Source organism: Actinomycetospora chibensis, from assembly GCF_028737215.1.
GTDB lineage: Bacteria > Actinomycetota > Actinomycetes > Mycobacteriales > Pseudonocardiaceae > Actinomycetospora > Actinomycetospora chibensis.
This window is the reverse complement of sequence record NZ_JAQZAM010000009.1, coordinates 257465-268760: the sequence shown is the minus strand read 5'-3', so window position 1 is coordinate 268760 and position 11296 is coordinate 257465. Positions and strand designations below refer to the sequence as shown.

Genomic DNA, 11296 nt, shown 5'->3' with positions numbered 1-11296 from the left:
GAAACCCCGAACCCATGAGGGTTCGGGGCTATGCCGATGTCCTGAGACACCACACGGCGCCCCCGGCAGGATTCGAACCTGCGACACCCGCTTTAGGAGGACGGTCCACCGCGGGTACTGGGCCTGCTACCTCGGACTTTGTTGGTGTCGAAGGTCGCAGAACTCGCCCCCACGGCGCCGTTCGACCCCAGTTCGCACCCCAATCTGCACCCAGATGGAGATCGTTCTGCCGCACCGCACCGCACCGCACCGAAGCCCGGGCGTGGCGCTGTCTGTCGCTGCTTCGCTGTCCTGCCGAACTGCGCTACGCCGTCGGCGGTGACGAGCCGCCACGTGTAGCGGCACTCGAGGTCGCCGAGCTTCCCGGACTCGCTCCAGCCCGTCACCGACCCGCGGAGGGATGGTGTCGATGCCCTCGATCGCTCCGCTGCCGGGGTAGGTCTTCGGCCAGTTGCGGGGGCCGGTGACGAAAACGTAGAGGGTCTCAGCGTCCTGGGCGAACGTGATCTCGGGAGCTGGTCCTGACGATCCCTACGGTTCCTCTTCGAGCGTCGGCGGAGTGCGAGGTCAGGCGCTGCGCGGCGCAGGTACGGCGGCAGCCGCGTCGCAGACCGTGCGGTGCTCGACGAAGCCGACACCTCGACACTGCGCCGGCGTGCGGACCTCCACGACGGTGCACAGGTACGGGTTGACCAGGAATCGGCCGCCTTCCCGCGGCGCGGAATCGAGGAGAACCACCGACCCGTCGGTGAGCTGACACCGATAGCGCGCTGCTCCGCACCCAGGGCAGAACGTGCGCGCGTCCGCGGGAGGACGAGGCGCGTCGTGCGCCCGGCCGCTCCGGTTGCGGACACGGCGCGAGCGGCGAGTCACCCGGAGCTCCTCACGTCTCGCGGGGACCGTCCGGGGGCGGGCGGTCGGGCAGCCGCGCGCTGCCCCTGCGGCGGGACCCGTGGTGGCCTTGATGTCACCTCGACCGGAGTGCGGGGGGCTCCGCCGTTCGCGGCGATCTCGTGCAGGAGCATTGCGCGCGAGGAGTACCTGGACCGCACCAGGCGTCGCAGAGCCGTTCGGGTTCTCAGATCGGCGCCGTAGGTCTCGGCGGCCATGACCAGCTCCCACCGCGACGCCGGGAAGGCGAGGGCGTCGAGGACGGGGGCGAGGCGGTGATCGAGCGACGCGATCCTCGCGTTGGGTGATTGTCCGGATGGTTCAGTCATCTCTGACGCCCCGTTCTCGCCGGCGCTACGGGCGCCGACGTCTGCCGAGCGCAGATCGTGATCACGAGGAGCGCTCATCCGTGTACCGGATGAAATATAATCTGACTTAGATTTCATTGGCAAGAGTCGCTCAGCGCAGTGGAGCCGTGGCGGCTAGAGGACGACGCGCCGCACGCCGGACAGGCTGCTGCGGACCTGGGAGACCTTGACGACGTCGCCGGACTGCGGGGCCTCGAGGAACTTGCCGTCGCCGACGTAGAAGCCGACGTGGGTGACGGGCTCGTTGAAGAACAGCAGGTCGCCGGGACGGGCGTCCGGGAAGGACACCGGGATGCCGATCAGGGCCTGCTGGCGCGACACCCGCGGCAGCCCGACCCCGACCTGGCGGTAGGCCCACTGCACCAGCCCGGAGCAGTCGTAGGTACTCGGCCCGGTGGCGCCCCAGAGGTAGGGCTTGCCCTGCTGGGTCAGCGCCACCTTCAGCGCCTCGATGGCGATGCCGGTGCCGGCGATGTCGGTGGGGAAGTTCGTGGTGCCGCCGCGGCGCAGCGCGGCCAGGGTCTCGGGTGAGGCGTCGGCGAGGGCTTGCTCGGCCGCGGCGACCTCGCGGTCGGCGTCGTCCTTGCGGCGCTGGGCGTCGTCGGCGGTGCGCTGCGCATCGGCGGCGGAACGCTCGGCGTCGAGCGCGCGGGCGTCGGCGTCGCGCTCGGCGCCCTCGGCGACCGCGGTGGCGTCGAGGAAGCGCTGGACCAGGACACGGTTCTCCTCGGAGATGGTGTCCAGCAGCGAGGTGCGGTCCAGGTACGCCTGCGGGGACTCGGCGCCCAGCAGCGCACCCAGCGGGTCGAGCTGTCCGCCCTGGTAGGCGGCGCGGGAGACCTGGTCGACCTCACCGAAGGCGACGTCGCGCTCGGCGCGGGCGGCGTCGGCGACCTCGCGGGCGGCGTCGGCCTCCCCGCGGGTGCGGTCGGCCTCGCCCCGGCGGACCTCGAGCTGCTCCTGCGCGTCCAGCGACGCCTCCGTGGCGTCGGCCGCGCGGGCGTTGGCCTGGGCGAGGGACGTGACGGCGTCGGAGGCTCCGGGCGGGACGATGGGGTCGGCCGCGGCGTGCCGCGCCCCGACACTGGCGCCGGACCCGAGCAGTGCGGCGACCGCGAGGACCATCACGACGAGCCGTTCCGGACAGCGAGGTCCGGAACGGCCCGCCTTGTCGCCCGCCCTCCCCCGAGTAGCGGGACGTCGCAGTCGCCGACTCACGGCCTGGGAGCTCAGTCCCGCGCGTCGTCAGCGGCCGCGGACCTGGCAGTTCGCCCCTGCGGGCGCAGCGTGAACCGGCGCACGACGAGCGCGGTGACTCCGGCGAGCCCCAGCACCGCGAGCATCGAGGGAACGCCGACGCCGCCGTTGGCCAGCCCGGCTACCGGGAGCGCCTGTACCTGGCTCGCGGTGGTGACGGCGCTGACGGGCGCGGCGGCGAAGCCGCCAGGGAGGTCGGCGCGGAGCCCGCCGAAGGCGGAGCCGAGCAGCGTCGCCGCGTCGAAGCGGCCGCCGCCCGGCGCGGGACCGGCGGCGTCGCGGAGGAAGGACGACGGGAGGGTGCCGAACGCGGGGGCGAACGCCGGCGCCGCGGCCGCGGCCTGCTGAGGGGTGAAGGCCGGGGCCGCGGAGGCGTCCGGGACCGCCGGCGTGGCCGCCGCCGCCTCGGGCTCGGGGTCCGTGGCGGCCTCCGCGGTGCCCGCCGCTCCCTCTACGGCCTCGGTCACGGGCCGCAGGGGTGGCGCAGCCTGCGCTGCCGCCGAGGTCACGGGCTCCACGACGTCGACCTTCACCCGGCAGAGAACCCCGGACACGGAGCGGCGGATCGGGTCCATTCCCTCCTCCACCGGCACGAGGAAGGGGAGCCCGAGGGTCGGCGTGACGCGGACCGTTTGGCCGGGGGCCGCCTCGACGGTCTGTCCGCAGCGTGCGGGCACCGGCGGCGGTTCGGTCGGCTCGGGCGCAGCGGCGGCGGAACCGGCGCCGATCGCCGTCGCGCCGATCAACAGACCTCCCACCACGACCGTGCGCAGGGTGCGGGGAGCACGAAGGGGCATCGGTGGACCTTCCTCATCACGGTCAGGGGGACGGTGACCGCGGGGCAGGGGGCCGGCGGATGGGGGAGCGCGGTCGGCCTTGCGGGGGAGCCGTCGTGCTCGTTCCAACGATGTTGCGACAGACAGGTGACGCTCTTTTTTATGTTCGATTTGACGACAAGGTGAGGCTGTGGATCGCGAGAGGGGCGGCGAGATCGACGTCGGACCGCGAGGGTGCCCGGCGTGCGCCGCCTGGAGCCTGCGCCAGGAGCGGGCGACCCCCGAGACCGACGTGGTCGTCGAGACCGACGACGGACGGGAGGCGCTGCTCCGGGCTCTCGGGGTGATGGACGAGGAGCGGGGACGTCTCGACCGGCTCGAGGCGGAGCTGATCAGCGCGGCGCGTCGCTTCGGCACCTCGTGGCGGGAGATCGCCGCGGCGCTCGGGCTCTCCACGCCGCAGGCGGCGTTCCAGCGCGCCAGCCGACACCGGCAACGCGGCGACCACGAGTCGAGCGGGGCGCCCGACCCGGACGTGGCGTGATCGCTCAGTTCCTGGGTCCGCCCGCGACGTAGACGACCTGGCCGGAGACGAAGCCGGCCTGCTCCGAGCAGAAGAACGACACCATGGCCGCGACGTCCTCCGGCATGCCAGCGCGCCGAACGGGGATGTCCTTGACGCGTGCCTCCAGGTACTCCTCCCACGGCACGCCGAGCCGCTCGGCGGTGCCGCGGGTCATATCGGAGGCGATGAAGCCGGGGGCGACGCTGTTGGCGGTCACGCCGTAGCGGCCGAGCTCGAGCGCGACCGTCTTGGTGAATCCCTGGACGCCGGCCTTGGCCGCGGAGTAGTTGACCTGTCCACGGGTGCCGAGCGCCCCCGTGGACGACAGATTGACGATGCGTCCCCAACCGGCGTCGACCATGTGCGTCTGCGTGGCGCGGGTCATCAGGAACGTGCCGCGCAGGTGCACGTCCATCACCTGGTCCCAGTCCGCCTCGGACATCTTGAAGAGCAGGTTGTCGCGGGTGATGCCGGCGTTGTTGACCAGAACGGTCGGAGGCCCGAGCTCGGTGACGACCCGGTCCACGGCAGCCTGGACGGCCTCTGCGTCGGCGACGTCGGCACCGACCCCGATCGCACGTCCGCCGGCCCCCGCGACGGTCTTGGCCGCCGCCGCGGCGGCACTCTCGTCGAGGTCGATGAGGGCGACGGCGAGGCCGTCGGCCGCCAGGCGGGCCGCGGTCGCCGTGCCCAATCCGCGCGCTGCGCCGGTGACGACAGCGATGCGTGCGGGACGTTCCGATGCGGGGCTGTCGGACACGGGTCTCTCCTTCGTCGCCGGATCGCGCTCTCGACCGCCGATTTAATCAAAAGTAGATTATCAGTGCAGGGCGGCGGAAGGCCGTTCACAACTCCTCCGGAGGTGCGACGACCATGACCACGACGCCGAGCACGACGGCCACCGGGGTGTCCGACGGGGAGGAGTTGCCGCTCGCCGGCCTGCGTGTCGTCGAGGTATCGACCTTCGTCGCAGCTCCGCTCGGCGGCATGACCCTCGCCCAGCTCGGCGCCGAGGTGGTGCGCGTCGACCCCCTCGGAGGAGCCCCCGACCACGCCCGCTGGCCACTGGCGCCGTCGGGCACCTCGCTCTACTGGGCCGGGCTGAACAAGGGGAAGAAGTCGCTGCAGGTCGACCTGCGCTCCGACGAGGGCCGCCGCCTGGTGACCGACCTCGTCGCGAGCTCCGGTGAGGACGGCCGGATAGTGCTGACCAACGCGGTGGGGCGGCGCTTCCTGACCTACGAGGCGCTCGCCGAGCAGGTGCCGGGGCTCGTGCACGTCCAGGTCGACGGGCACCACGACGGCACGCCGGCGGTGGACTACACGGTCAACGCCGGGGTCGGGTTCCCCTCGGTGACCGGGCCCCAGGGCCACGCCGACCCCGTCAACCACGTCCTCCCCGCCTGGGACATCGCCTGCGGGCTGTACGCCGCGACCTCGATCCTCGCGGCCGACCGGCACCGGCGGCGTACCGGGCGCGGCCGCCGGATGCGTATCGCCCTGCACGACGTGGCGCTGGCGATGGCGGGCAACCTCGGGTTCCTCGCCGAGGCCCAGGTGGGCGGCGTCGAGCGGCGGCGCATGGGCAACTACCTCTACGGCGGCTTCGCCCGGGACTTCACCACCCGCGACGGGGGCCGCGTGATGATCGTGGCGCTCACCGCCCGCCACTGGCAGGACCTCCTGCGGGTCTCGGAGCTCGGCGGCCCGGTCAAGGCCCTCGAGGACGGCGTCGGCGCCGACTTCAGCACCGAGGACGACCGCTTCGCCTACCGCGAGGTGCTCGCCGGTCTGTTCGCGAAGTGGATCGCCGACCTCGACCTCGTCGACGTGGAGAGCCGGCTCGAGGGCACGTCGCTGCTGTGGTCGCGATACCGCACATTCACCGACCTCGTCGCCGACGGCGGCGTCGCCATCCGTGACAACCCGCTGATCGACGTGGTCGACCAGCCCGGGGTCGGCGAGCACTTCGTGCCGGCCTCCCCGATCGCCCTCGGCGCGTCGCGGACACCGGTCGTCCGGGCCCCGGTGCTCGGCGAGCACAGCGCGAGCGTGGTGGGCGAGTGGCTCGGCGACGCCGGATACGACCCCTCTGAGCTGCAGCGACGCGGGGTGATTGCGTGATAGTCGGGCAAGCGGGACCGGCCCCGCGTGATGGCGCCGTGACCGTCCGGACGGTGACGGCCCCTTGAACGGGTCTTGACGCCGTCGACCCACAGCTCTTAATTTACATTCAGGTCAATTCGGCGCACGCCGGTGGCCGCTCACTGAACGTAGTCAGGTCCGACGACAGTCGCCCCGCGGGGAGGTCGCAGTGTTGCCGACGATCGAGGCCGCTCCACCACCGGTGGACATCAATCCGTATCCCGGAATGCCGCCGATGATCCTCCCGAGTCCGCCGGACTTCTCCGCCGGACCGATCGCGGGCTGGTTCTTCACCCTGTACGCCGGCGCCGCGGTGATCATCATCGCTCTGGTGTGGGCGACCTACACAGGGTTCCGCAAGCACAACTGGCTGCCGTTGATCCTCATCGGCGGTGGCTTCCTGTGCTCGCTCCTGGAGCCGATGCTCGACCTCCTCGGGCACCTGAGGTGGGCCAACGACCTGCCGTTCTTCGTCTTCACGAATTTCGGCATCGACATTCCGCTGCTGATCCCGTTCTGCTACGCGGCCTTCCTCGGTCTCGAGCCGTACTTCGTCTACCTCGTGCTCAAGCGCGGGGTGACGGTGAAGCAGCTGTTCATGGTCTACGCGGTGTGCGGTCTCACCGACGCGGTGATGGAGACCCCGGGCCTGCTCCTGAACGTCTACGAGTACTACGGGGTGCAGCCCTACTCGTTCCTGAAGTTCCCCTACTGGTGGGGCTTCCTCAACGGTCTGTGCTTCCTGACCATCGGCTTCGTCATCTGGTACCTCGAACCGCGGCTCAAGGGCTTCCAGCGCGCGTGGTTCCTGGTCATTCCGCCGACCGTCATGGCCGGCACCTACTTCTCCGTCGGCTGGCCGCACTTCCTCGCCCTGAACTCCACGCTGCCGGTGTGGCTGAAGTGGGTCGCCACCACGATCATGATGGCCGGCTGCCTCGTCTGGGTGTACGGCATGAGCAAGTTCGTCTGCGTCGACGAGCCCACGGTCAACTGGACGTTCCGCCGGCTCATCACCTACCGGCTGTTCTTCTTCCTGCCGAGCCAGCGGGAGAAGATGCTGGACGACCTCGACCGGGAGGGCCCGCCGACTCCGAAGGGGACAGGTTCCGAGTCCTCCGGGTCCTCCGAGGAGCGGCCGGTCCCGGCAGCCAGCCAGGCGACGAGCACCTCACCGCCCGCTCGGCCGGCGTGGGGGAGCTGAGTCCGCCAGGGAGCACACGATGACGAAGGGCCGGGACGCCGAGGCGCCCCGGCCCTTCGTGCGTCCGGTGTCGTCCGGCACGGCGTGACCGTCGGGACGCGTCCCCGTCCGCACACGGGACCCGTTCAGGGTGCCGTCGCGGATACGGTTCGACGATGTCCGACCCGACTCCCCACCTCGAGCTCAACGACGGCTCCTGCATCCCGCAATTGGGGTTCGGCGTCTTCCTGATCGACCAAGGGGATACCCGCGAGACGGTGGCGACGGCGCTGTCCACGGGGTACCGCCACGTCGACACGGCGGCGGCCTACGGCAACGAAGCCCAGGTCGGGGAGGCCGTCCGCGGGTCCGGCGAGCAGGTCTACGTGACGACGAAGTACTTCAACCCCGGCGACGATCACGGGCGGTCGGATGCGACGGCGGCGTTCGGCGCGAGTTTCGACCGACTAGGCCTGGACCACATCGACCTCTATCTCATCCACTGGCCGGTGCGGGCCGGAGGAGGCTTCGTCGAGTCCTGGCGTGCGCTGACGCAGCTGCGTACCGACGCGCCTCTGCGGTCGATCGGTGTCTCGAACTTCTCCTCGGCGCAGCTGGAGCGGATCGTCGACGCGACCGGTGTCACCCCAGCGGTCAACCAGGTCGAGCTGCATCCCTACTTCCAGCAGACCGCGCTGCGCCGCTATCACGCGCAGCGCGGGATCGCCACCGAGGCCTGGGGTCCGCTCGGGCAGGGCAACCGGCATGCCGAGAAGGTCCTCGCCGATCCGGTCCTGGCGCGGATCGGGCGGGCGCACGGCAGGACAGCCGGGCAGGTCGTCATCCGCTGGCACCTGCAGATCGGCACGATCGTGATTCCCAAGTCCGGCGACCCGAGCCGAATCCGGGAGAACTTCGCGGTCTTCGACTTCGAGCTCACCGCCGACGACATGGCCGCCATCGCAGCCCTGGACCGAGGTGGTCGCAACGGTCCCGACCCCGACACCTACGACTTCCCCAAGCTCTACCGGGGCAGGGCACACGATCCCGACCAGGCCTGATGGCTGAGGGCCGACAAGTGCGGAGAGGTCGAGCGCGGCGCGCGGTGAGCCACGCCCAACACGGAGCCGTCTTGTGATGCGACCACTTACCGATGGCGATGGGCCGTTCGCCGTGTTCGAGCTCCTCCGCTGGGCAGCGAAGATCTGCTCTCTGAGGTGAAGCACGGGTGTTGATCGCGCTCTGAGTAGGAGGAGAACGCTCCACACACCGAGAAACTGTGACCTGAGGCACAAGCCGTAACGTGGCGTACCGCACGTCGTTGAACCGCAGTAAGAAAAAGTCGCGGACCGGATGGCTTGTCCGCGGCGCCCAAACGACCGATGTCGACACGTCGGCGCTCCTTTGAGTAGTGGCCACTTACCACCTCGAATGACCGAGTCGATGACGCCGATCGCGTCGTGCCGATCGAAGAGGAGAGGTGCTGCTCGTGAGCGCGGACGAGCGCGAGGCCCCGACGAAACACGCGCCCGGCCCCTTCGAGGGCGTCGGCCCGCGGGTGGTGGGCGTGGTGCCGGACGGGCCGCGCAGCGTCGTCGCCGAGGTCGGCGGCATGATCGCGCTCTTCGGGAAGATCGTCTGGAGCGTCGTACGGAAGCCGTACGGGTTCTGGGCCGAGTCCCTCGACTACTTCTTCACGACCCTGCGGCGCTCGGCGTTGCCGATGGCGGCGGCCATCTTCGGCTTCCTGCTGTTCTTCTCGCTGGTCGTCGTGATCTTCTTCAGCCAGGCGGGCGCGGTCTCGCTTGGTACGGCGTTCCTGTTCCAGTACGGCTTCCGCGCCTTCACGGTCTTCGTCGTGGCCGTGGTCGTCTCCGGCGTCGCCGGCGCCGCCCTCACCACCGATCTCGGCGCGCGGAAGATCCGCGAAGAGCTCGACGCGATGACGGTGATGGGGATCGACCCCGTGCGCGAGCTCGTCGTGCCGCGCGCGATCTCCCTGATCGCGCTGACGACACTGATCTCACTTCCCGGACTCGCCGTCACGGCCGTCGGTCTGCAGCTCGGCGCCGGGTACTACGGGCATCTCTCGGCCGCCGACTTCTACCACTCGCTCTTCAGCTCGTTGTCGCCGCCGGAGCTGTTCTCCGTACTGATCAACTGCTTCATGCTCGGCATCCTCATCACCACGGTGTGCTGCTACAAGGGCCTCAACGCCGGTGGCGGCTCGATCGGGCTCGGTCGCGCGGTGAACCAGGCGGTCGTCGTCTGCTACGTGGCCCTCTTCGTCTTCCAGCTGGCCTACAACGCGATCTTCCTCGGGCTGTTCCCCGAGCTCGGGAGGGTTCGATGAGCCAGGACGCGTCGCAGCGCACAGGCTCGGACGACGAGTCGCAGGAGGAGTCCGCGCCGACCACCCGCGAGTCGGTCGAGAGCATCCGTCGCTCGATGGAGCAGGCGGTGGAGAACGCCGCCGAGCTCGTCCGCTTCGGCGGGCGCTCGATCGCGCAGATCCCGAAGACCTTCCGCCTCTATCCCTCGGAGGTCTTCCAGCAGGCGGGAGTGCTCATCCGGGGCAGCGGACCGGTGATCATCGCGCTGATCGCGGTGCTCGCGGTGCAGAGCGCGGTCGGCGGCCACTACATCTTCGACACCCCTGGCCTGAACAGCTACGCCGGCGCGATCTACTCGGTGGCGCTGATGCGCGGCCTCGTGCAGGTGGTGTTCGGGTGGATCGTCGCCGCCAAGATCGGCTGCGGCATCGTGGCGGAGCTCGGCTCGATGAAGATCAGCGAGGAGATCGACGCCCTCGAGGTCATGGGCATCAACCCCATGCAGTACCTCGCCTCGACCCGTGTCGCCGCGGGCGTGATCGTCGTGCCGTTCCTGTTCGCGACCGGCCTGTTCGTCGAGTTCACCGCCGGCTTCGTCGGCAGCGTCTACGCGATGCAGACGGTGTCCGAGGGCGGCTTCTTCACCTACCTCTATCTCTTCCAGAACTTCGCCGACTTCGGCATCGCCCTGCTGTGGGCCTTCTGCACCGGCGTGATGTGCATCATCGTCGCCACGTACTACGGGTCCACCGCCAGCGGCGGCCCGGTCGGCGTCGGTCAGGCCACCGCGAAGTCCATGGTGGTCAATCTCGTCCTCATCAGCACGCTCGCTGTCGTCTTCGCGCAGGTCTTCTACGGCGGGAACGCGAACGCTCCCATCGGCAACTGACTCCCCGCTCCCCGGAATTCGCCCGCTCCCCGAATCGTCTTCCCCGCTCCCCTGGAGGCGACGTGCCCGACGCTCCCCCGACGACACCCATCACGACCGTCGCCCCCGACCACCGGTACGACTCCTCAGGACAGGCCCCGATCGAGCTCGACCAGGTGAAGAAGGCTTTCGGTTCCTTCAAGGTCCTCGACGGAATCTCCGCCGCGTTCACCGAGAACGCCATCACGACGATCCTCGGGCCCTCGGGTACCGGGAAGAGCGTGCTGCTCAAGCACATCGTCGGGCTCATGGAACCGGATGAGGGGCGAGTCCGCATCTTTGGTCAGGACCTCTGGGACATGAAGGAGGACGAGCGTTTCGAGATTCGCAAGCGCTTCGGACTGCTCTTCCAGGACGGTGCGCTCTTCGGCTCGATGAACCTGTACGACAACGTCGCTTTCCCGTTGCGCAGGCACACCAGCAAGAGCGAGGCCGACATCCGTGAGACGGTCATGCACTACCTGCAGCAGGTCGGACTCGAGAACGCGCTCGACCGTGTGCCCAGTCAGATCTCGGGCGGGATGAAGAAGCGTGCGGGATTCGCCCGAGCGCTCGTCATGCAGCCCGAGATCATCATGTGCGACGAGCCGGACTCCGGTCTCGACCCCGTGCGCACCAAGCTGCTGTGCAATCTCATCAAGGAACTGCACGCCGAGCACGGCGGGACCTACGTGGTCATCACTCACAACATCGAGGCGGCGCGGACGCTCAGCGACTACGTCGGCGTGCTCTGGCACGGCGAACTGGTCCATTTCGGTCCGGCGGACGAGGCCTTCAACTCCGACGAGCCCTTCGTCCGGCAGTTCCTGGCGGGCTCCGACGAGGGCCCTCTGGGGATGGAATGAGGATC

At 69.8% G+C, this 11296-nt stretch carries 11 protein-coding genes; 7 read left to right on the top strand and 4 right to left on the bottom strand.

Features of this window, described 5'->3' with window-relative positions:
• Positions 1 to 567: 567 nt before the first annotated feature.
• The 3 genes from PH189_RS16195 to PH189_RS16185 form a co-directional block, all read right to left on the bottom strand.
• Entirely contained in the window at positions 568 to 738 is a 171-nt protein-coding gene (locus tag PH189_RS16195; RefSeq protein WP_274189832.1) for a hypothetical protein, read from the bottom strand.
• 635 nt (positions 739 to 1373) lie between these two features.
• Complete coding sequence (locus tag PH189_RS16190; protein WP_274189847.1) at positions 1374 to 2384, bottom strand: C40 family peptidase; 1011 nt, start codon at positions 2382 to 2384, stop codon at positions 1374 to 1376.
• Positions 2385 to 2488: 104 nt separating this feature from the next.
• Entirely contained in the window at positions 2489 to 3313 is an 825-nt protein-coding gene (locus PH189_RS16185) for a hypothetical protein (protein ID WP_274189831.1), read from the bottom strand.
• 169 nt (positions 3314 to 3482) lie between these two features.
• On the opposite strand from PH189_RS16185, the gene PH189_RS16180 reads away from it, so the two are divergent.
• Positions 3483 to 3836, top strand: a complete 354-nt coding sequence (locus PH189_RS16180; RefSeq protein ID WP_274189830.1) for a hypothetical protein — start codon at positions 3483 to 3485, stop codon at positions 3834 to 3836.
• 4 nt (positions 3837 to 3840) lie between these two features.
• Here the strand turns inward: PH189_RS16180 and fabG are convergent, their stop codons facing one another.
• Positions 3841 to 4617, bottom strand: coding sequence for a 3-oxoacyl-ACP reductase FabG (fabG, locus tag PH189_RS16175; RefSeq protein WP_274189829.1), 777 nt, complete (start codon positions 4615 to 4617; stop codon positions 3841 to 3843).
• Positions 4618 to 4730: 113 nt separating this feature from the next.
• On the opposite strand from fabG, the gene PH189_RS16170 reads away from it, so the two are divergent.
• The 6 genes from PH189_RS16170 to PH189_RS16145 all read left to right on the top strand — a co-directional run bounded on the left by PH189_RS16170 (position 4731) and on the right by PH189_RS16145 (position 11291).
• Entirely contained in the window at positions 4731 to 5981 is a 1251-nt protein-coding gene (locus tag PH189_RS16170) for a CoA transferase (protein WP_274189828.1), read from the top strand.
• A gap of 256 nt (positions 5982 to 6237) precedes the next feature.
• Entirely contained in the window at positions 6238 to 7206 is a 969-nt protein-coding gene (locus PH189_RS16165) for a hypothetical protein (RefSeq protein WP_274189827.1), read from the top strand.
• 155 nt (positions 7207 to 7361) lie between these two features.
• Positions 7362 to 8246, top strand: coding sequence for an aldo/keto reductase (locus tag PH189_RS16160; protein WP_274189826.1), 885 nt, complete (start codon positions 7362 to 7364; stop codon positions 8244 to 8246).
• A 428-nt stretch (positions 8247 to 8674) separates the two neighbouring features.
• Positions 8675 to 9538: an ABC transporter permease gene (locus tag PH189_RS16155; RefSeq protein ID WP_274189825.1), complete on the top strand. Its 864-nt coding sequence runs from the start codon at positions 8675 to 8677 to the stop codon at positions 9536 to 9538.
• Positions 9535 to 10407, top strand: a complete 873-nt coding sequence (locus PH189_RS16150; protein WP_274189824.1) for an MlaE family ABC transporter permease — start codon at positions 9535 to 9537, stop codon at positions 10405 to 10407. Before PH189_RS16155 ends, PH189_RS16150 begins: the two co-directional genes overlap by 4 nt.
• Before the next feature lie 62 nt (positions 10408 to 10469).
• Positions 10470 to 11291, top strand: a complete 822-nt coding sequence (locus PH189_RS16145) for an ABC transporter ATP-binding protein (protein ID WP_378014901.1) — start codon at positions 10470 to 10472, stop codon at positions 11289 to 11291.
• Positions 11292 to 11296 lie beyond the last annotated feature (5 nt).

Excerpts from the sequence above, each read along its gene's own strand:
- PH189_RS16190 (WP_274189847.1), bottom strand. The coding sequence starts at position 2,384 with ATGGTCCTCGCGGTCGCCGCACTGCTCGGGTCCGGCGCCAGTGTCGGG.
- PH189_RS16185 (WP_274189831.1), bottom strand. The coding sequence starts at position 3,313 with ATGCCCCTTCGTGCTCCCCGCACCCTGCGCACGGTCGTGGTGGGAGGT.
- PH189_RS16160 (WP_274189826.1), top strand. The coding sequence starts at position 7,362 with ATGTCCGACCCGACTCCCCACCTCGAGCTCAACGACGGCTCCTGCATC.
- PH189_RS16165 (WP_274189827.1), top strand. The coding sequence starts at position 6,238 with ATGATCCTCCCGAGTCCGCCGGACTTCTCCGCCGGACCGATCGCGGGC.
- PH189_RS16170 (WP_274189828.1), top strand. The coding sequence starts at position 4,731 with ATGACCACGACGCCGAGCACGACGGCCACCGGGGTGTCCGACGGGGAG.
- PH189_RS16150 (WP_274189824.1), top strand. The coding sequence starts at position 9,535 with ATGAGCCAGGACGCGTCGCAGCGCACAGGCTCGGACGACGAGTCGCAG.